We start from the raw sequence: 20,220 nt of genomic DNA, 5'->3' as shown, positions 1-20,220 counted from the left end.
GGGCGCGGGGTCGGCCCTCCGGCTCACGCCGGGTTCCGCCGGTGACGACGCCACTGTGCATACTGCTGCCATGAAGTCCCCGCTCGGCGCACGCGTCCACCTGATGATCTCCTTCGTCCTGGTGACCTGCGGCGCGGTCGCCGGAGCCTGCCTCGGGCTGCTCCTGTCCGGCCGGCTGACGGCGCTGGTCTTCGCGGCCGTGGCCGGGCTCGGCGCGGGACTGGGATCGTTCTTCTCCCGCAGGCAGGTCCTCGCCCTGTTCGAGCCCGACCGCGAGGACGTCCCGGCCGACGGCTACGCCGAGGGCCTCGCCGACGCCGCGCTCGTCTGCATCGCGACCTACCAGGCGGCCGTCTTCCCGCTCACCCCCGACGGGGTGAGCGAGGCCGAGCGGGAGGCCCGCCGCACGATGGCCTACCGGATCTCCGCCTACGAGGGCCTGCCGTACCCGGTGCAGACCTCGGCCGCCGCCGCCCTCGAAGCCATCGACCACGGCGCGGACCCCAAGCGGGCGGAGAGCGCGATGAAGGCGCTCTGCCTCAGCATCTACGACAACCGCCGCGGCCGGTGACCCGGCGCGCACCGGAGCCGTCCGGTGCGCTCACCTCATTGTCCTATCGGCTGGTCGGCAACGGTTGGGCCTCGGTCCGGCCTCCGGCAGTGGCCTGATGCGGATCATGGCGTTGTCCGGTTATGGAATCTGACGGGATGCTGTTCGCTCGGGCGCCGCTCGACGGTGTCGTCTGGCTCGACACACTGGTCCACGATCCGGCCTGCGGGTCCTGCCCGCGCCGGCGGGAGCCGGAAGAGGAATCCGAGGAGGCGGACCCCGACGGGATCCCGGTGCTCTCGGGCCGGGCCCGGAACTGGATGGTGGCCGCGTCCGCGGTCACGGTCGTCTCGGCCGTACTGACCGTCGTGGCCAGCTGACGGCCTCCCCGGCCGGCTCGCCGTACCCGCGCCGGCGCGGACTCATCCGCCCGGACGGAGGGTCACCGTCCAGGTTTGGTAGGTGTGCCTGGCGGGCCGGTCGGGGTCCTGTTCGGTGATGGTCACGGTGATCTCGTCGTCGCCGGTGCGGTGCAGCGCGCCGTGGTGACGCCAGGTCTCACCGGGGTCCACGGCCAGCAGCTCGGCGAGGACCGTGTCCTCCAGCCGGCGGCTGACGGCGCGCAGCACTCCGGCGTCGAGAACGAGCAGGGTGCCGTCCGGCAGCACGAGCGGCGCCGGGACCTGCGGGTCGGTGAGCGACGGTCCGCGTTCGACGGCGCCGCCGGGCAACAGCCGGACCACGCGGCTGCCGGTGGGGATGTTGCGGTCGGTCTCCACCACCCGGATGCCGGTTCCGACGACGTAGTGCCCGTAGCTGCGCCAGGAGTCGTACAGGGTGCCCTCGCGGTCGTACGCCCAGGTGTCGAAGGCGTCGTAGCCCTCCAGGCCCAGGACGAACCGCCCTCCTCCCAGGGCCGCGCCGCGCGCGCCGCGCAGTTCGGCGATCCGGCTGCCGTCCGCCAGGTCGAGCAGCAGGGCCGGACCGAGGTTGCCCCAGGGCGTGTAGGCGAGGGAGTCCGTGGTGACCAGGACCCGACCGCCCGAGACGTGGGCGGCGTTGGGGATGCCGGAACAGAGCGCGGTCCACCGGGTACGGCCCGAGTCGTCGACGCAGCTGATCTTCCCGGCGGTGCCGTGGATGCGCAGGTCCTGCCGCCGGGCGAGCGGCCTGCCCCCGGGCCGGGGCGGGCCGCCCGGCGGCAGACCGGTCCCGCGCCGCCCCGCCCGCATCGTCACGTGCCATGCTCCGGCACGGCCGTTCCCCTCCGATGTCCCCATGGACCCAGATGCTAGGGGGTGTCTTGGGCGCGCCCGGTCCCCGTTCGAGACCGTGGTCGATCCGACGACACACCGTCACCAAGCTGTGAAGCTTCTGCGGGACGCTGGTGCTCACCAGCTCGGCCCAGCCCGGCGCGTTCCGCGCTTTCCCCAGGGGGACCACCATCATGAACACTGCACGCAAGGCTGTCATCGCCCTCGCCGCCGTATCCGCAATGGCCCTGACGGCCTGTGGGCCCACCGAGGACGGCGCGGCGGGCGGCTCCGGGACGCCGAGCGCGAGCGCGAGCCCGACCGCGAGCGCGACCGCCGGCCCCGGGGCGAGCGCGACCGCCGGCCCGGGCGCGACCCCGTCGAAGTCCGCGGCGCCGAAGAAGACCGCGAGCCCCTCGAAGCCGCCGAAGCCGGGCGCGACCGACCCCGACTACGACGTCTTCCCGTGCAGCACGCTCGACGTGACGTTCACGGCGAACCTGGCCGAGCCCACGACCAGCAGCTACCTGCTGAAGATCACCAACAAGGGCACCAAGGCGTGCAGGGCGCTCGGGCACCCGATCGTCACCTTCGGCGACCTGGACGGCCAGGCCACGGAACGGGGCGCGGCCCCCGGCATCGAGGACGCGCTCCGGCTGGAACCGGGCCAGACGGCCTACGCCGGGCTCATGGGCGGCGCCAACGACGGCAAGGGCAAGTCCGTGAACTCGATCGCGCTGACCATGAACACCGAGTCCGACCTGAAGCAGACACCGCTGAAGGCGTCGACCCCCGGCCTGTACGTCTCGCCCTCGAAGAACTCCGTGACCGCCTGGATGGACAACTCGGAGGACGCGCTCAGCCTGTAGACGGGACCGCGGGCCCGCGGTGACGGTCCCGGCACGTCCGGGTTCATCCGGTCGGCCGAGCAACGGAGGACGGCCGCGCCCGGCCGGGTCAGGCTGTGGACAAGGACCGTCACCACCGCACAGACGAGGACCGAGCCCATGTCCCACAGCCGACGTATCAGCACCATCGTGGGCGTCGCAGCACTGCTGCTGACGGCCAGCGCCTGCTCGGGTCTGGGCCGGAGCACCGTCGGCATGCTGACCTTCCGCGGCCACGACTCACCGGTCGAGCTCAGCTACTCCAACACGCTGGTCGTCGGCTGCCACAAGATCGGCATCCCGAAGGGGGCCACGCACGTCGAGAACAACACCCTCGTCGACATCGTCCTGTACCGGACGCCGGACTGCCAGAAGACCGACAAGGCCGACGGGATCTACGTGGCGACCACCCTCTCGAACGTCACGGCCCCCGTGAGCCTGCCCTGGCGCAGCTTCAGCGTCATCCACTGACCCCGCGCCCGCCCGCCCGCCGGCCCGCCGCTTGCGAGCGGGCGGGGTCTGTCCCATAGTCCGAGGTATGGACGAGCGCGAGGCGGCGCTCAGACAGGCGCACGGTCATGCCGTCCGCTGGCTGGCCAGCCTGTCCGACCGCCCGGTTCCCGCCCGCGCCACGGTCGACGAGATCGTGCGCGCGCTCGGCGCCGAGCTGCCCGACGCGCCGAGCACGCCCGCCGACGTGGTCGACCTGCTGGCCACGGCCTGCGAGCCGGGGCTCACCGCCTTCCCCAGCGGCCGCTTCTACGGTTTCGTCGTCGGCGGTACCGAGCCGGCCGCGCTCGCCGCCGACTGGCTGGTCAGCGCCTGGGACCAGAACAGCGTGATGCGCGCCGTCTCACCCGCGTACGCGGCGGCCGAGGAGATCGCCGGCGCCTGGCTGCTCGACCTGCTCGGCCTCCCGCCCGAGAGCTCCGTCGGCTTCACCACCGGCGCCACCATGGCGAACTTCACCTGCCTCGCCGCCGGGCGCGACGCGGTGCTGCGCCGCAACGGCTGGAACGTCGCCCACGAAGGACTCGCCGGCGGGCCGCCCGTACGCGTCATCGCGGGCCAGGACCGCCACATGGCCATCGACCTCGCCCTGCGCTACCTCGGGCTCGGCCGGCCCGAACTCGTCGCGGCGGACGATCAGGGACGCATGGACCCCGAGGCCCTGAGCCGCACCCTGGCGGCCGCCCACCCCGGTTCCCGCCCCGGTCCCGAACCCGGCCCCACGATCGTGATCCTCCAGGCCGGCGACATCCACTCCGGCGCCTTCGACCCCTTCGCCGAGACGATCCGGGCCGCACGGGAGGCCGACGCGTGGGTGCACGTGGACGGAGCCTTCGGACTCTGGGCGGCGGCGTCCCCGGCCCACGCACACCTCGCCGAGGGCTGCGCCCAGGCGGACTCCTGGGCCACGGACGCCCACAAGACCCTGAACGTCCCCTACGACTGCGGCCTGGCCGTCGTCCGCGACTCCTCCGCACTGCGGTCGGCGATGGGGCTGCGCGGCGACTACCTCATCCAGCACGAACACGGTGACCCCGTCGACAAGGTCCCCGAACTCTCCCGCCGCGGACGCGCCTTCACCGTATGGGCCGCGCTCAGATCCCTCGGGCGCCAGGGCGTGGCCGACCTCGTGGACCGGCTGTGCCACCACGCCCGCACCTTCGCCACCGGCATCCGTGCCATCGACGGCGCCACCGTCCTCAACGACGTGGTCTTCACCCAGGTCTGCGCCGACTTCGGCGGCGACGACCGCACCGACCGGGTGCTCGCCCGCCTCCTCGACGAGGGAACGGCATGGATCAGCGGCTCCACCTGGCACGGCCGCCGTGTCATGCGCATCTCGGTGAGCAACTGGTCGACGACCGACGAGGACGTGTCACGCACCCTGGACGCGATCCGCCGCGCGGCCTCGAAGGCTTTCCGGCCGTGAGGGGCCGGGCCGCGCCCCCACCCCTCAGCGGGTGAGCGTGACGGGCGTCGGGCCGTCGGGGCGGACGGTGATGCTGTACGCCGCCCCGGTGGGCACGGCCCGGAAGTACGGGACGTGGGCGGGCAGCAGGAGTTCGAGGAGGGCGACCGACTCCCGCAGGGCGAACTGCTGGCCGAGGCAGGCGCGCGGGCCGATCCCGAACGGGAGGTAGGCGCCCGGCCGGGTGGGACGGCCGCCGGGAACCGTGAAGCGCCGGGGGTCGAAGTGCTCGGGATCCGGCCACAGTTCGGGGTCACGGTGGGTGAGGTAGGGGCAGACCAGCAGGTCCGTGCCCGCCTCGACCCGGTAGCCCGCGAGAACCTCGTCCTCGGTGGCGTGCCGCGGCAGGATCCAGGCGGACGGATACAGCCTGAGCGTCTCGCTGACCAGTGCCTGGACGGCTTCGCGCCGCTCCGGCGAGCCCTCCGGGCCGGCCGAGAGGGCCGCCTCGCGTGCCGCGGGGTGGCGGTCGAGAAGCAGGTACAGCCAGGTCAGTGTGCTCGCGGTGGTCTCGTGCCCGGCGACGAGCAGGGTGACGAGCTCGTCCCGCACCAGCCGGTCGGTGTACTCGGGGTGCTCGGCGGAGGCGTCGACCAGCACCTGGAGCAGCCCCGGTCCGTCGGGTCCGGGGGCGCCCTCCCGGGCCGCGGCCACCGCCCGCCGGGCGACCTCGTCGATCCTGGCCAGGTCGTCGGCGACGGCGTCCCGGGCGTCCACCCGGTCGGCCGGCAGGGTCGGCAGCGCGGCCACCACGGCGGCCACGGCGGTCAGTTCGTGCGCCGTGGTGTCGTCGAGCGGGTGCCCGGTGAGCGCCCGCCAGATGGTGTCCAGGGCGAAGCGGCGCATCTCCTCACCCAGGTCGAAGGTCCGCCCGGTGCACGCGTGGCCGGCCCACCGGGCGGCCGTGGTCCGGGCGGCCCCGGCGATCCGCTCCTCGTAGCGGCGCATCCCCTTCCCGGTGAACTGCGACTGAAGCAGCTTGCGTTGGCGCTTCCAGGCCTCACCGGTCGCGGCGAGCACCCCGTCGCCGATGAGCAGCCGGGCGCGGTGGGAGCGCTTGACGTACCGGTCGGGGTGCAGGGCGAGTACGTGCTGCACGGCCTCCGGCCCGGTGACCAGGACGGTGGGGCTCGGCCCGAGACGGAACGCGGCGACACCGCCGAGCCGTTCCCTTACCTGGGCCAGCAGGTCGACCAGTTCACCCTGGTGGGCGCGCCACCGTTCCACGCAGCCGGCGTCGGCCTCGGGGAGCGGTCGCCCCGTCCCTGACCGCTGCGGGGCGGACGGCTCGCTGCTCGCGTCGATGGCCACGGCTCTTCTCCTGTCCGGCTGTCGGGCCCGGGCCCGGGGGTGCGTCGGCATCACGGACTGTACGGGGACGGGCGGGTGCGGTGACAGCGCCGGAGGGCCGATGGCCCGATTCAGACGGGCGGCTGGTGGGCGGGCCCGCCGATGCGGGCCGCGAGGAGGGCGATGTCGTCGTCGGCGGAGGCGGGGACCAGATGGGCGATGAGCGAGTCGCAGAGGTGGTCGAGCGACTGCTGGGGCGTGGCGAGCAGACCGGTCAGCTCGCCCAGACGTTCGTCGATGTCACGGCGGCGCGCCTCGATGAGCCCGTCGGTGTACAGGACGAGGGTGCTGCCGGGCGGAAGGGCGATGTCCGTGGTGGTGAAGGAGATGCCGCCGACGCCCAGCGGGACGCCCGGCGGGGTCTTGACGAGGTAGACGGTACCGTCGGGCTGGACCACGGCCGGGGGCGGGTGTCCGGCGCGCGTGACCGTGCAGTGGCCGGTGGCGGGGTCGCAGACCACGTACAGGAAGGTCGCGAGCATCGGGTCGGACAGGTCCGCGAGGGTGGCTTCGAGCTGGTGCAGCAGGGCGGTGGGAGGCATGTCGAGGCGGCCGAGGGCGCGGACCGTCGCGGAGAGGCGTCCCATCACGGCGGCGGCCGCGATGCCGTGGCCCATGACGTCGCCGATGAGGAGCGCGGCCCGGCCTCCGCTGAGGGGGAGCACGTCGTACCAGTCCCCGCCCACCTCGTTGACATCGCTGGCCGGCAGGTAGCGGTGGGCGATCTCGATACCGGGCGGCGGGGTGATGTGCTGGGGGAGCATGCTGCGCTGGAGGACGACCGCGGTCTCGTGCTCGTGGTGGTAGAGGCGCGCGTTGTCGATGCTGATGGCGGCACGGGCCGCCAGCTCAGTGGCAAGGGTGACGTCGTCGGACCCGAAGGGGCCGGTGTGCCCGGTGCGGTAGAAGGTGGCGACGCCGAGGACCATGTCGCGGGCGATCAGCGGGGTCATCATGAACGAGTGCACTCCCAGCTCCAGGAGCTGGGCCGGTTTGGGGGAGTGCCGGGCCGCGGGGGCGACGGACCGTTCGTCGAGGTGGGCGATCAGGAACGACTGGCGGGCCGCGAGGGCCTGGGTGTAGGGCGCGGTCGTGGGGAAGATGAGGGTCCGGCCCAGGGGCGCCAGGGACTGGGTGACGGCGGAGCCGGTCAGCGGAGCCTTGCCCAGACGGCGCAGGGCGACGCCCCCGGACAGGCCCGTGCCCGGCTCGATGCCGCGGGCCAGGGAATCCAGGACGTCGACCGTGACGGCACTCGCGAGGTGCGGGACGGCGAGATCGGCGAGTTCCTGCGCCGTGCGTTCCAGGTCGAGGCTGGCGCCGATACGGGAGCTCGCCTCGCTGAGCAGGGCGAGGCGGCGGCGGCCCGCTTCGGCCTCGGTGTGGTCACGCTGCTGCACGGTGATGTCGAGGAGCGAGGCGATCACGCCGATCGGCCGGCCGCCGGGGTCCTCGACGCGTACGTACGAGCACGACCACACGTGGTCGTGGTCCGGGTCGGCCGGGGTCCGACCGGTACGGCGCCGGTCGAGGACGGGCTCACCCGTGTCCAGGACCTCGCGCATCGCCTCTTCCATCTGGTCGGCGTTCACCTCGGGCAGCAACTCGGCCAGCCGCCGCCCCACATGGGCGGACTCGGCGAGGCCGTTCATCGCTTCCAGGGCCGGGTTGACCTGGAGGAACCGCAGTTGCGTGTCGAGGACCCCGATCCCGACCGGCGAGCGTGCGAACAGCCCGTCCCAGACGGCCGAGGAGCCCCGGATACGGCGGGCCGCGTGCGCGTCGGCGGCGAAGACCAGCACGGCCGAGGCCCCGTGGCGGCGGTCCGGGACCGGGCAGGCCCAGATCTCCAGCTCCAGCGGGTGCCCCTGGCTGTGCCAGGCGGTGACCGTGCCCATGACCCCGCGCCCGGTGGCGGCCGTCTCCCACAGGGACCGGCCCAGGCTGCGATCGGCTCCCGGGTGGAGGAGGTCGGAGATGTGCCGCCCCAGTACCTCGGGCGGTGCGTAGCCGAGGAGCTGCTGTGCGCCGTGGTTCCAGCGCACGATCATCCCGTCGCTGCTGGTGGCCACGAGCGCGACCGGCAGGGCGCCCAGCCATCCTCCGGCATCCTGGGCGGCGCTGCTGATCAGGTCGTCGAGCGGCATCTCCTCATGCATCCTGCACCCGCTCCTCGGGGGCGGTCCCGGCCTCGCGCCGCGGCGGTCCCACCCCGGCGGTGTGTCCCCCCGGGGTGGGGGCTGCCACCGGCTCGGTGGGTGCCACCGTCCGTCCGGCGCCCAGGCCGCGCCGCGGTGCGCTCCTGCCTCCGCTCACCCGGCGCGGCCCGCGGTTGTGCGTGGTCCGCATCTCTCATCGTCGCCCGGACGGCGGTACGGCGCTCCCCGGCCGCGCGGCCCCCGCCGCCACCGGGGCTTCGGCGCAGCGGAGCCGCTCGGCGGTGACGGGGGCGCCGTCGGCCACGTTGCGGTCGAAGGTGACGGCCTTGACCTGGACGGGCCGGGAGCCGACGGCGACCTCGACGAACCCGTCGAGCTCCGGGTCGCTCCGCAGGCGGGCGCCGGGCAGCGCGGCCGCGACGGTCGCCGCGTTCTCCTCCTGGCCCGGGGCGTACCGGACGACCGGCGGGCCCGCCGGTCGCGCGGGCGGTGCGGCCGCCGAGGTGTCGGTGACGACGAACCCGTTGCCGCGCAGGGCGGCGGCGACGTCGGCGTCGTCCACGTGCACGGTGAACCGGGCCGGGTCGGTCGGGGCCGGGTTCTCCGCGACGGGCTGGATTCGGGTGTCGCCCGTGATCGGGCGGTCCGCGCCGAGCGCGTCCCACAGTGCGGCCGAGCGGGCCTCGTCCCACACCAGGGTGGAGCCCACTCCGGGTACGCGGTGGTCGAAGAGCCGGATGGGGACGGTCGCGAACTCCGTCCGGTCCGAGCGGAGGTGGCCGAGGGCCCAGCCGATACGCACCAGGTCGTCCAGGCCGGTCCGTGCGTCGGTGCGTACGGTCTTCAGCAGGGTGCGCACGGTCCGCGCCGTGCTGATCGGGCCGGCCAGTGCGCCCTCCGCGGTGAGCCGGGCCAGCAGGTCGTTGACCACGCGCTGCTGGCGGCGGACCCGGCCCAGGTCGCCGGGGCGGAGGTTGACGTGCCGGGCCCGGACGTAGCGCAGAGCCCGGTTTCCGTCGGCGAGATGGCGGCCCGCGCCGATGTCGAGCCCGGAGTTCTCGTCCTTGAGCGGCGTGTCGGTGCACACGGTGGCACCGCCGAGGTTGTTCACCGTCCGCTCGAAGCCCGTGAAATCGGTCTGCAGGTAGTGGTCGATGCGGAGGCCGGTGGCCTTCTCCACGGTGGCCACGGTGAGCGGGCCGCCGCCGAGCGCGAACGCACTGTTGATCTTGCCCTTGCGTGCCGGGGCGCCGGCGGTGGTGCCCGCGTACTCGACGTACGAGTCGCGGGGGATGGAGACGATGCTCGCGCGCTGCCGGTTCCGGGACAGGTGGACGAGCATCATCACGTCGGTGCAGTTGCACCCCTTGCCGCCCACGTGGAGCCGCCGCTTCTCGGCGGCGGAGAGCCCGGCGCGGCTGTCGATGCCGACGACCAGGATGTTGGTACCCCGGCCGCCGCCGCCCGCCGACGCGCTCGCGGCCGAGACGGCCTGCGAGCCCACGAAGGAACCGCAGGAGAGGGCGGTCAGCAGGGTCACAGCGACAGCGATACGACGCAAGGCACATCCCCAGACTTGTACGAACCGGCTGAAATCGGGAATGTACTGGTCCGCTGTGCGGGCGGCCGGTCTGTACGCGCCGGGATTCCTCCCCGCAGGGGGCGGGTTTGGTACATCTGCCCGCCCTGGGGAGCGAGCCCGCCCCGTCAGCGCTCGGACAGCTCCGAAGGCGCCTCCTGGACGATCCAGCCATTGCCGTCGGGGTCGTCGAAGGTGATGAAGGAGTTCCAGGTTCCGCCCTTGCCCTCCTGCCAGCCCGACGCGCCGAGGTTCCGGACGGGCGACACGTCCACGCCCCGGGCCACCAGTTCCTCGCGGGCCGCCTCGATGTCCGTGACGCACAGCTGGAGGCCCTGCAGGGTGCCGGGTGCCATGACCCGGCCGTCCGGTGCCGTGGGCATCCCCTGGAGCATGGCGATGGAGCACCGGGAACCGGGCGGCGTCATCTGGATGATGCGCACCCCGGGCGAGACCTCGTCGTCGAGGTCGACGCCGAAGCCCACCTTGTCGGCGTAGAAACTCTTCGCGCGATCCATGTCGGTGACAGGGACGGGGACGACTTCGAGCGTCCAGTTCACAGGTGTCTCCCTCGGGGCATCAGCGGGTCGCACAGCGGGGCGGGTCCACCGTTGCCCATGGAGGTCCGGTGGCGCACGTCGAAACGCCCGGCGGGCGCCGACTTCCACGGGAAGGGCGGGCCGGCGGGCGGGTCACTCGTCGGGGAGGACGCGGCCGTCCTCGTCCAGCGTGAGGTGGATGCGTGCGGGGTCCTGGCTGTTGACGTCGGACGGCCGCGGACCCTCCGGCCCGTCGGGCCCCCAGCGCAGCAGGCGGCGGGTGCGGACGATCTGGTACAGCACGTCCTGGAACTCCAGCCGGTTGACCCGGCCGGTCCGGAGCGTGTCCGCGGCACCGGCGTACGCCGCGAGCTTCGCGGCCCGCAGGTCGGCGGACCTCCCGCCGTCCGCGGCCGCCCACGTACGGGCGTCCGTGCGCGGGTCGGCGTCCTGCGGGATGTGACCGCGCATCCGCGGCCACATCCAGGTCAGCGCGAAGTCCAGCGACTTGCGGGCGGCGTGCGGGGTCGCGTGCGGGCCGCTGACCGGCCGCCATCCGTCGGCGGTCCGCTCCACGACCGAGAAGGTCGGCGGCATCACCAGCACGTCGGGGTGGGTGTCCAGGGCCTGCCGGGAGTCGGCCCGCACCTCCTCGGGGAACCGGTCGCCCGTGTAGCACAGGCCGCGCAGCGCCAGCTGCTCGAACGCCTGTGTAGGGGTGACCGGAGCATCCGGATCCACGACCAGCTCCTCATCGATCCCGGGCTCCCCGACGGCCCGGTCCCAGTCGGGCACGAGGGGCTCCGGGTCGGTCGGGCGCGGCGCCTCCATCCCGCCCGGGCCCGACACCGCGTACTCCTCGGCGCGCACCACCCGGTACCGGGTCCCGCACACGACGAGGTCGTCGACCCGCTCGCGCTCCAGCCGGGCGACCGCCGCCAGGAGCGCGCGCCGCTCCGCCCGGTCCTTCGCCTCGTCCTTCGCGTGGAACCACAGCCGCGAGTTCAGCGCGTCGCGCGCCTGCTGCGGGCAGCCGGCCGTCACTTCGAGCACCACCCGCCAGCGCGGCCCGTCCTCGGGGGACTGCGCCGCCACCCCGAACAGCGGTCCGCGCACCACCACATCGCCCGCACGCGCCGCGGCGTCGAGCGCATCGGCTTCCACTGCGGCTTCCACCGGTTCCACCGGCACCCGCACCACCACCGGCCGCGACCCGCGCGGCCTCAAGTCCCCACGGTCCATGCGGCCATCCTGCCGACCGTTCCGCGCCGCCGTCCCCGATTCACCGATTCCCCAGCCCCGGGAGACCCGCGCGCGGTACCGTCCGCGCACCCCTGACATTTGTCACTGCCCACCCCGCGGGACGCGCGCGAGCCTTGACAGGGGAAGCAGCGCGGCGACGACGGGCAGGGGGCGGCCGTGACGGTGACGGAACCGACGGCAGGGACCGTGACGCCCCGGCCCACCCGGGCCGGGATCCTGCGGATATGGGCGGCGTCGCTGACGGCGGTCGTGCTGCGGCGTCCGCCGGTACCGGGGCCCGGACCGGGACACTCGGCCGGTACACGGCAGGTGGTGCTGGTCCTGGCGGTGACGGAGATCGTGGCGGCCTTCCTGCTCTCCTCGATGCTGCCGCCCGCGGTCCGGCCGGTGCACGCGGCCCTGGAACTCCTGCTCGTGCTGGGCGGGCTGGGCCTGGTGGCCGCCCTGGTCCGGCACCCGCACCAGGTGGACGAGACACGGCTGGTCCTGCGGACCGCCTTCCTCGGGGACCTGACCCTGCCGCGCTCGGCGGTCCGCTCCACCTCCCCGGTGGTACGCACCGTCGCCGGCCGGGGCCCGAGGCCGGTGCCCGGCGAACCGGGCGCGGTGGCCTGCTCGGTGGAGAGCGCCCTGAACGTGGCCGTGCACCTGGACCCGCCCGTACTCCTCGACCTGGGCCCGCACGGACCGGTGGCGGCGGTGACCGTGTACGTCTCGGTGGACTCGCCGACCGCCCTCGCCCAGGCCCTCCGACGCGTGGACCCGCCCCACAAGCGGTAGGCCGTCCCGGCGCCGTCCGAGCCCGATCCGCCGGGCACCCCTATCCTGGACAGGTGGAGTCCGCCCACCGCGAGGGAGGGAGGTCCCGTGGTGACCGCGAGACTACGGGTGACGACACTGGACGCCGGGCCCTTCACCATGCCGAAGAGCGACCTCGTGTACGGCGCGACCGGCATGGTCACCGTCCCCTCCACGGTCGCCGTCATCGAGCACGCCACGCACGGACCGGTCCTCTTCGACACGGGGGTCAACCACCGCGTGGCGGACCCCGAGCAGGCCGAGGCCCACTGGGGTCCGGGCCTGCGGGCGGCCTACGGCGCCGAGGGGTTCACCCGGGCGCACGCCGTCGACGCCCAGCTGGAGCGCCTCGGGTACCGGCTCACCGACGTCAGGTACGTCCTCTACTCCCACCTGCACCTCGACCACGCGGGAGGGATGACCTACTTCCCGCACGCCGTGCATGTGGCCCAGCGCGACGAACTGCGCCATGCCTGGTGGCCGGACCGCTGGACGGCCCGGGGCTACGCCTTCGACGACTACGCGGGCAGCCGGAACTACGACTTCCTCGAACTGGGCGGTGACATCGACCTGTTCCAGGACGGCACGCTCAGGCTCGTGCGCACCGCGGGCCACACACCCGGCCACCAGGGCCTCGTCCTGGACCTCGACCACCACGGACGGATCGCCCTCATGGGCGACGCCGCGCACCTCCAGCAGGGGCTGGACCACAACGTGCCCATGCTCAGCGACTGGAACACCGAGGAGAAGATGCTGACCCACGGGCGCCTGCGCGCGCTGTCCCGGGCCGGCATCCGGGTCTTCCTCTCCCACGATCCGGACCACTTCGCCGCACTCCCGCACGACGGCGAGTTCTGGGACTGAGGTCCCGGCGAGCCGCCGCCGGGGCCGCGCGCCACCCCACCGGGCGCTGTCCCCCGAGGGGGTCCGGTGGGGCGGGATCGTGCAGCGAGGCAGCCCGCCTCAACCCGTGAACGGGAATGCCCCGACTGTAGGGCGCACCACTGACAACGGCCGGAAGACCGGAACTGAATTCGTACTGATGTGCGACACGGGAGCGGTCCGGCGGGCTCGGAATGCCGGACCGGCCCGCCCGGAGCACCCTGGGGATATGCGGGACCCGGCGATGCCGTCCCGCCCCCGGTGCCGCCCTCCGGCGGCCCCGACGTGTGGGGAGGCAGGACCGATGGCCAACTCCGACCGACCGAAGGGCTGGGGGCCGCTCCCCGATCCCCCTCCGGAACTGTTCTACGCGCCCCCGGGCGAGCCGCTCGACGACGCACGGCGGACCGCGGTCCTCGACTGGAGGGTGAACCAGTACGTCGCCCTCGGATGGCGCGTCGAATCGCGCTCTCCGACCCAGGCGGTGCTGGTGCGCGGCGGGAACGTCAACCACCTCCTGCACGCGATCCTGACCATCTTCACCTGCCTCCTGTGGGGCGTCGTGTGGATCGTGCTGGCGCTGGGCAACAGGACGGAGCGGGTCGCCCTCACCGTCGACCCGGTCGGCCGCGTACAGACCGTGCACGGTCCCGGCTGAAGCGGCCGGCCGACCGGCCGGAGGACCGGCTGACCGGCCGGACCCGTCAGACGTCCGGGAACTCCGGGGCGATGCCCAGCGCGGGTGCGATGGCCCGCCAGATCGTCGACCGGGCCGCCGCGAGGTCCACCCGGGGGTCGTCGAGCATCAGCCGGATGCCGAGGCCGTCGCACAGGGCCAGTACGAGGGTGCCGAGCGCGGCGACGTCGCAGTCGGTGAACTCCCCGGAGCGGATGCCCCGTTCCACGGCCCCGCCGACCCACGCGTGCAGTTGGTCGTACAGGTCGACGGCCAAGTGCCGGGCCGCCGTGTCGCGCTGGGCCCGCACCCACAACTCCTGCCAGAGCTTCCAGTCCTGGCGCAGTTCCGCGTCCGTCGGGAGCATGCTGCGCAGGATGCGGGCCAGGACGACGGAGGAGGGCACCGAGTCGGGGACTCCCTCGGTGTCCGTACCGGTCTGCGCGAAGGAATGCGTCATCGCCTCGGCGAAGAGCTTCTCGCGCGTGTCGAAGTGGTAGTGCAGCAGGGCCTTCGACACCCCGGCGTGCTCGGCGACCTTGCGCATGCTGACGTTCTCGAAGCCGATGTCGGCGATCACCTCGCAGGCGGCCGTGAGGATTCGCTCACGCGTCTCGATTGCGCGCTCGGCCTTGGTCACGTCGGCTGCTCCCCGTGTCGGCGCCCGTGGACCGGGCGGGTGGGCCCGGTTGCCGTGGCCACCACGGCACCATCCTCGCGCATCGCGCCGCCCCCGCGGTCGCCGTAGGTGTGGAAGCCCCTGCCCGTCTTGCGGCCCAGCCGGCCCGCGTCGACCATCCGGGCCAGCAGCGGCGGCGTGGCGTACAGCGGTTCCTTGTATTCCGCGTACATCGACCGCGCGATGGCCTGCACCGTGTCCAGGCCGATCAGATCGGCCAGGGCGAGCGGTCCCAGCGGGTGCGCGCATCCCAGGGTCATGCCCCGGTCGATGTCCTCGGCCGACGCGGTGCCGTACTCGGCCATGCGCACGGCGGCCAGCAGGTACGGCACGAGGAGCGCGTTCACGACGAACCCCGCCCGGTCCCGGGCGCGGACGACCTCCTTGCCCAGCACCTCGGAGGCGAACGCGTGCGCCCGCCGGACGGTCTCCTCGGCGGTGAGCAGGGACGGCACCAGCTCGACCAGCGCGAGCACCGGTACGGGGTTGAAGAAGTGCAGGCCGACGACCTGCTCCGGCCGTGAGACGGCCGTGGCCAGCCTGATGACGGGGATGGAGGACGTGTTCGTCGCGAGGACGGCGTCCCGGCGCTCCACCACCCGGTCGAGCAGGGCGAAGACCTCCAGTTTCACCCGCTCGTCCTCCGCCACCGCCTCCACGACCAGGTCCCGGTCGGCCAGCCGCGCCACGTCGGCGGTCACCGCGATCCGGCCGACGGCGGCGTCCCGTTCGGCGGCCGTCAGCTTCCCGGACGCCGCAGCGCGTTCCAGGGAGCGGACGATCCGCTCCAGGCCGGCCGCGGCGGCCGTACGGTTCGTCTCCACCACCACGACGTCGCGTCCGGCCCGGGCGCAGACCTCGGCGATACCGGATCCCATCAGTCCGCAGCCCACGATCCCGACCCGTTCGACATCGGTCATCGACCGGTCCTCCCTCCTGTGATGCCTGATGATGCTTGATGCTTCCGACGCCCCCGGGGCCCGTGCCGCTCCCGCTGTCCACGGGGCCGTGGGCGTGGGCGGGAGCGGGAGCGGGAGCGGCCGGCGGTCCGGGCGGCCCGGTGGGCGCCGTCCGGACCACCGGCCCGGCCCCCCCGTCACTCGGCGGACGGCATCCGCAGAACACCCGTACCGCGCTTGACCAGTTCGCCCGCGATGATCAGGCGCTGGATCTCGGAGGTGCCCTCCCAGATCCGGTCGACGCGCAGCTCACGGTAGAGGCGCTCGACCGGGTAGGAGCGGTCGTAGCCGCGCCCGCCGAAGATCTGCAGGCACCGGTCGATCACCCGCCCCGACGCCTCGCTCGCCGCCAGCTTCGCGATGGCCGCCTTCGCGTGCAGCGTCTTGCGGTCGAGGACGCCCTCGTCGACCTCCCAGGCCACCTGGTGCGTGTAGGCCCGGTTGACGGCGATGTCCACGGCGCTGTCGGCGAGCATGCCCTGGATCAGCTGGAAGTCGGCGATGCGCGAGCCGAACTGGCGCCGCTCCACCGCCCAGTCCCGGGCGAGTTCCAGGGCCCGCTCCGCCGCCCCGATCGTCCGGGCGGCGATCATCAGCCGTTCCTCGGTGAACCAGGAGCGCGTGATGTCGTAGCCCTGGCCCACCTCGCCGAGGACCGCGTCGTCGGGGACGAACACCTCGGTGAAGGTGAACTCGGGGTGCTCGTAGACGAAGGTGTGCATCCAGCGCGGCACCCGGGTCATCTCGATGCCCGTCGTGTCCTTGTCGACCAGGAAGAGGGTCGGTGCGCGCTCCTCCCCGGCGGCGGCCAGCACGATCATGAAGTCGGCGTGGTCGCCGACGGTCACGAACCACTTCTCGCCGTTGAGGACCCAGCCGCCGTCGGTCCGCGTCGCCGTGGTCCGCAGGTTCTGCGGGTCGGACCCCGCCTCGGGCTCGGTCACCGCGTAGCAGTCCCGGCGCTGCCCGCGGATCACGGGGACGAGGTAGCGCTCGCGCTGCTCGGGCGTGCAGAAGGACAGGGCGTTGGCCGGACGCCACACCATGTCCCACAGGGCCCCGGTGAGCCGGCCGAGCTCCGCCTGGACCGTGACCTGCTCCAGGATGGTCAGGCCCGCGCCGCCCCACTCCTTCGGCATGTTGACGGCCTGCAGCCCGCTGTCCAGGACGGCGTCGCGGATCTCGGTGTGGGCCCGCGGGGGCAGCCCGTTGTTCTCCTCGCAGTCGAGCTCGTACTTCATGATGAAGTCGGTGAGCGAGCGCGCCGCGCCCCGGAGCTCTTCCTGGCGGGCGGTGAGGCGGAAGTCCATGTTCTGTCTGTCCTCTGGGTCGTGGTGGGGGAGCGGTCGTCAGGAAGCGGAGGAGGGGGCGGGGGTGGGGGCGCAGGCGGGGAGGGCGAGGGCCCGGGTGCCGCGCTTGATCAGTTCGTTGGCGATGATCAGGCGCTGGATCTCGGAGGTGCCCTCCCAGATCCGGTCGACGCGCAGTTCGCGGTACATGCGCTCGACGGGGTACGTACGGTCGTAGCCGCGCCCGCCGAAGATCTGCACGCACCGGTCGATGACCCGCCCCGCGGCCTCGCTCGCCGCGAGCTTCGCCGTCGAGGCCTTCGCGTGCAGCGTCTTGCGGTCGGTCTCCGGCCGGTCCGCCTCCCAGGCCACCTGGTGGGTGTAGGCCCGGTTGACGGCGATGTCGACGGCGCAGTCGGCGAGCATGCCCTGGATCAGCTGGAAGTCGGCGATGGGGGAGCCGAACTGGCGGCGCTCCACCGCCCAGTCCCGGGCGAGTTCCAGGGCCCGTTCGGCGGCGCCGACGGTCCGGGCGGCGATCATCAGCCGCTCGTCGGTGAACCACTCCTTGGTCAGCTCGTAGCCGTTGCCGACACCCCCGAGCACGTCCGCGTCGGGGACGAAGACCTCGGTGAACGTGAACTCGGGGTGGCCGTTCACCGCGGAGTGCATGAAGCGGGGGACCCGTGTCATCTCGACCCCGGGCGCCTGCTTGTCCACGAAGAACAGCGTCGCGGCGCGCTCCGGCCCCGCGTCGGCCTGCACCAGCAGGAAGTCCGCGATGTCGCCGCAGGTCACGAACCACTTCTCGCCGTTCAGCAGCCAGCCGCCGTCGGTTCGGGTCGCGGTGCTCGTGCCCGAGCCCGGGTCGGAGCCCGCACCGGGCTCGGTCACCGCGAACGCGTCGAACCGCTCGCCGCGGATCACCGGCAACAGGTACTTCTCGCGCTGCGCCCCGGTCCCGTGGGCGAGGACGTTCGCGGGCCGCCAGGGGATGTCCCACAGGCAGTTGGTGACCTTGCCGAACTCCTCCTCGACGATGACCTGGTCCAGCAGGGACAGGCCGGCGCCGCCCCATGCGGCGGGCATGTTGATGGCGTAGACGCCCGCGTCCATGGCGGCGCGGGTCAGTTCACGGACGGTCTCGACGGGCAGCGGGCCGCCCGCCTCCTCCGACCGGTCCTCGTACCGCATCAGCAGCCGGGCGTAGGAGGCGGCGCGGGCCTTGAGATCGGCCTGTTCGGGCGTGTAGCGGAAGTCCATGGGGGGTCAGTCCTCCAGAGCACAGGTGGTGGGGTGGAGCGGTCGGCGCAGGACGGCCCGCGCGTCCAGGGCCAGGGCGCCGTCCGGGCGCACCAGCAGGGGATTGACCTCCAGTTCGGCGATCTCCGGATGCGCCGCGGCGACGGTGGTGATCCGTTCGATGACGGCCGCGGCCGCGGCCACGTCGACGGCCGGCCGGCCGCGTACGCCGTCCAGCAGCGCGGCGCTGCGCAGACCGCGCAGCAGGGCCTCGGCCCGCGCGGCCGGTACGGGCGCGAGCGCGAAGGCGACGTCGCGGAGCGTCTCGGTGAGGACGCCGCCGAGGCCGACCAGGGCGACCGGCCCGAACCGCGGATCCTGGTTCACGCCCACGATCAGCTCGATGCCGTCCGTGAGATCGGCCATCGCCTCGACCGAGTAGGCGGGTGCGCCCAGGCGGGCGTGCATCTCCCGGTACGCCGCGAGGAGCGCGTCCCGGTCGGCGAGGCGCAGGGCCACCCCGCCGGCGTCGGACTTGTGCAGGACGTGCAGGGCCTTGAGGACGTACGGACCCTCGAACTCCGCGGCCGCGGCGAGCAGTCCGGCCTCGTCCGTGATCTCGCGCGCCGCCGGGAAGGGCACCCCGGCGGCGCCGAGCAGCGCCCGCACCCCGTGGTAGCCCGGATCCGCCAGCGGCGTGGCGGCGGACGGCAGCGGGGGCACGCCGGCGCTGCGGTCCGCCGCCTCCCGTCCGGTCATCGCCGCCAGCGCGCGGGCGGCGTCCTCGGTGGCGGCGAACACCGGCACCCCGGCCTCGGCCAGCGTCCGGCAGCTCGGCGACCGCGGGTACATCGACTGCACGACCAGCGGCTTCGGCGCCGACACGAGGTGGGAGACGATCTCCTTGGCCGCCCGGGCCTCGCCCTCCGCGAGGACGGAACCGCCCGCCGGGCTGCCGCCGAGTCCGCCCTCGGAGGCGGCGTAACCACCGAAGTACCCGGTCATCAACACGGCGTCGACCTCGTCGGAGGCCAGCAGTGCCCCGACCGTGTCCGCGTAGGACAGGGGCCGCTGTTCACCCATTCCCGCCAGGTCCACGGGGTTGCCGACCGACGACTGCTCCCACAGCACGGTCAGCAGCGCGTCCTGCGTCGGCCCGCCGAGTTCCGGTACGTCGAGCCCGGCGTCCTCGGCCGCGTCGGCGGCGACCGCGCCGTGGCCGCCGCCGTCGGTGAAGACCGCGGTCCGCCTGCCCCGCGTACGCACCCCGGCGCCCAGTGCCGCCAGGACGACGGTCATCTCCCTCGGCGTGCGCACGAGTTCGACCCCCGCGTCGCGGCAGGCGGCGGCCACCACGTCGGCCGAGGTGGTCAGGGCCCCGGTGTGCGACTGGGCGCTGCGGGCGGAGGCGGTGCCCCGGCCGGCCGTGAGCAGCACCACCGGCTTGCCCGCCGCGGCGGCGGCCGCCGCGAAGGCCCGGCCGTCGCCGAAGTCCTCGGCGTACACGGCGATGGCCGAGGTGGCCTCGTGGCGGGCGCAGTCCTGGACGAGGTCGACGAGGGTGACGTCGGCCTGGTTGCCGAGGGAGACGAAGCGGGAGTAGCCGAGGCCGTGCGGCTCGCCGCGGAGCTGGAGTTCGAGGGCGAGGTTGCCGCTCTGGCTGAGCAGGGCGACACCGCCGGGGGCGAAGCGGTCCGAGGCGAGGTACAGCTCGGTGGTGTTGTCGGCGATGCCCAGGCAGTTGGGGCCCACGAGGACGGCTCCGGCGGCCCGCACCCGGTCGGCGACCGCCCGCTGCCGGGCCAGGCCCGCGGGGCCGGCCTCGGCGAAGCCCGCGGTGATGGCGACGATCGCCTTGGCCCCGCAGGCCAGGGCCTCGTCGACGGCGGCCTCGAAGCCGGCGCCGGGTACGGAGACCACCACCAGGTCGACGGGTTCTCCGACGGCGGACAGGGAGGTGGCCGCGGTGCGGCCGAGTACGGTGCCGCCGCGCCGGTTGACCAGGTGGACGGGCCGCCGGTCGGGGGCGCGCAGGGCCTGGGCGGCCACCGCGTGGCCGTACTTCGCCGGGTCGTCGCTGGCGCCGACGACGGCGACCGAGCGGGGGTCGAAGAGGGCGGTCAGGTCGCGTCCCATG

Annotated in this window: 19 protein-coding genes; 8 read left to right on the top strand and 11 right to left on the bottom strand. The window is 73.7% G+C overall.

Annotated elements, in window-relative coordinates; translation table 11 throughout:
- Positions 1–70 precede the first annotated feature (70 nt).
- Together Sspor_RS02995 and Sspor_RS02990 are read left to right on the top strand one after the other, a co-directional pair.
- Entirely contained in the window at positions 71–571 is a 501-nt protein-coding gene (locus Sspor_RS02995) for a hypothetical protein (protein ID WP_202197613.1), read from the top strand.
- A gap of 137 nt (positions 572–708) precedes the next feature.
- Positions 709–930: a hypothetical protein gene (locus Sspor_RS02990; protein ID WP_202197612.1), complete on the top strand. Its 222-nt coding sequence runs from the start codon at positions 709–711 to the stop codon at positions 928–930.
- A 42-nt stretch (positions 931–972) separates the two neighbouring features.
- Here Sspor_RS02990 and Sspor_RS02985 read toward each other — a convergent pair whose 3' ends face one another.
- A complete protein-coding gene (locus Sspor_RS02985) occupies positions 973–1,830 on the bottom strand; it encodes a hypothetical protein (protein ID WP_202197611.1) in 858 nt (285 codons plus the stop codon).
- 167 nt (positions 1,831–1,997) lie between these two features.
- On the opposite strand from Sspor_RS02985, the gene Sspor_RS02980 reads away from it, so the two are divergent.
- The 3 genes from Sspor_RS02980 to Sspor_RS02970 all read left to right on the top strand — a co-directional run bounded on the left by Sspor_RS02980 (position 1,998) and on the right by Sspor_RS02970 (position 4,629).
- Positions 1,998–2,672, top strand: coding sequence for a DUF4232 domain-containing protein (locus tag Sspor_RS02980; protein WP_202197610.1), 675 nt, complete (start codon positions 1,998–2,000; stop codon positions 2,670–2,672).
- Positions 2,673–2,810: 138 nt separating this feature from the next.
- A complete protein-coding gene (locus tag Sspor_RS02975) occupies positions 2,811–3,161 on the top strand; it encodes a hypothetical protein (RefSeq protein ID WP_202197609.1) in 351 nt (116 codons plus the stop codon).
- A gap of 67 nt (positions 3,162–3,228) precedes the next feature.
- The gene (locus Sspor_RS02970; protein WP_202197608.1) at positions 3,229–4,629 is read left to right on the top strand and encodes a pyridoxal phosphate-dependent decarboxylase family protein; all 1,401 of its coding nucleotides are present in this window, start codon (positions 3,229–3,231) and stop codon (positions 4,627–4,629) included.
- Positions 4,630–4,653: 24 nt separating this feature from the next.
- Here Sspor_RS02970 and Sspor_RS02965 read toward each other — a convergent pair whose 3' ends face one another.
- From Sspor_RS02965 to Sspor_RS02945, 5 genes are all read right to left on the bottom strand, one after another.
- A complete protein-coding gene (locus tag Sspor_RS02965) occupies positions 4,654–5,973 on the bottom strand; it encodes a cytochrome P450 (RefSeq protein WP_237404249.1) in 1,320 nt (439 codons plus the stop codon).
- Positions 5,974–6,089: 116 nt separating this feature from the next.
- Positions 6,090–8,177 carry a SpoIIE family protein phosphatase gene (locus tag Sspor_RS02960; protein WP_202197606.1) on the bottom strand — a complete coding sequence of 696 codons (2,088 nt, stop codon included), beginning with the start codon at positions 8,175–8,177 and terminating at the stop codon, positions 6,090–6,092.
- 193 nt (positions 8,178–8,370) lie between these two features.
- The gene (locus Sspor_RS02955; protein WP_237403630.1) at positions 8,371–9,717 is read right to left on the bottom strand and encodes an LCP family protein; all 1,347 of its coding nucleotides are present in this window, start codon (positions 9,715–9,717) and stop codon (positions 8,371–8,373) included.
- Positions 9,718–9,884: 167 nt separating this feature from the next.
- Positions 9,885–10,316, bottom strand: a complete 432-nt coding sequence (locus Sspor_RS02950) for a VOC family protein (protein WP_202197604.1) — start codon at positions 10,314–10,316, stop codon at positions 9,885–9,887.
- Positions 10,317–10,448: 132 nt separating this feature from the next.
- Positions 10,449–11,537 carry a DUF5954 family protein gene (locus Sspor_RS02945; RefSeq protein ID WP_202197603.1) on the bottom strand — a complete coding sequence of 363 codons (1,089 nt, stop codon included), beginning with the start codon at positions 11,535–11,537 and terminating at the stop codon, positions 10,449–10,451.
- A gap of 177 nt (positions 11,538–11,714) precedes the next feature.
- On the opposite strand from Sspor_RS02945, the gene Sspor_RS02940 reads away from it, so the two are divergent.
- From Sspor_RS02940 to Sspor_RS02930, 3 genes are all read left to right on the top strand, one after another.
- On the top strand, positions 11,715–12,338 hold the full coding sequence (locus Sspor_RS02940) for a hypothetical protein (RefSeq protein WP_202197602.1): 624 nt from the start codon (positions 11,715–11,717) through the stop codon (positions 12,336–12,338).
- A 90-nt stretch (positions 12,339–12,428) separates the two neighbouring features.
- Positions 12,429–13,220, top strand: coding sequence for an N-acyl homoserine lactonase family protein (locus Sspor_RS02935; RefSeq protein WP_202197601.1), 792 nt, complete (start codon positions 12,429–12,431; stop codon positions 13,218–13,220).
- Between the two features lie 322 nt (positions 13,221–13,542).
- Positions 13,543–13,896, top strand: a complete 354-nt coding sequence (locus tag Sspor_RS02930; protein WP_202197600.1) for a DUF8108 domain-containing protein — start codon at positions 13,543–13,545, stop codon at positions 13,894–13,896.
- Positions 13,897–13,942: 46 nt separating this feature from the next.
- On the opposite strand, the gene Sspor_RS02925 is transcribed toward Sspor_RS02930, so the two are convergent.
- The 5 genes from Sspor_RS02925 to Sspor_RS02905 form a co-directional block, all read right to left on the bottom strand.
- A complete protein-coding gene (locus Sspor_RS02925) occupies positions 13,943–14,554 on the bottom strand; it encodes a TetR/AcrR family transcriptional regulator (RefSeq protein ID WP_202197599.1) in 612 nt (203 codons plus the stop codon).
- Complete coding sequence (locus tag Sspor_RS02920; RefSeq protein WP_202197598.1) at positions 14,551–15,513, bottom strand: 3-hydroxybutyryl-CoA dehydrogenase; 963 nt, start codon at positions 15,511–15,513, stop codon at positions 14,551–14,553. The genes Sspor_RS02925 and Sspor_RS02920 overlap by 4 nt, the downstream gene beginning before the upstream one ends.
- A gap of 176 nt (positions 15,514–15,689) precedes the next feature.
- Positions 15,690–16,862 carry an acyl-CoA dehydrogenase family protein gene (locus tag Sspor_RS02915; RefSeq protein ID WP_202197597.1) on the bottom strand — a complete coding sequence of 391 codons (1,173 nt, stop codon included), beginning with the start codon at positions 16,860–16,862 and terminating at the stop codon, positions 15,690–15,692.
- A gap of 39 nt (positions 16,863–16,901) precedes the next feature.
- A complete protein-coding gene (locus Sspor_RS02910; RefSeq protein WP_202197596.1) occupies positions 16,902–18,104 on the bottom strand; it encodes an acyl-CoA dehydrogenase family protein in 1,203 nt (400 codons plus the stop codon).
- 6 nt (positions 18,105–18,110) lie between these two features.
- On the bottom strand, positions 18,111–20,219 hold the full coding sequence (locus Sspor_RS02905) for an acetate--CoA ligase family protein (RefSeq protein WP_202197595.1): 2,109 nt from the start codon (positions 20,217–20,219) through the stop codon (positions 18,111–18,113).
- Between the last annotated feature and the right edge of the window lies 1 nt (position 20,220).

The organism is Streptomyces spororaveus (assembly GCF_016755875.1).
GTDB classification, from domain to species: domain Bacteria; phylum Actinomycetota; class Actinomycetes; order Streptomycetales; family Streptomycetaceae; genus Streptomyces; species Streptomyces spororaveus.
Note: the sequence above shows the minus strand (reverse complement) of the source record. Positions and strands in the feature narration are given on the sequence as shown.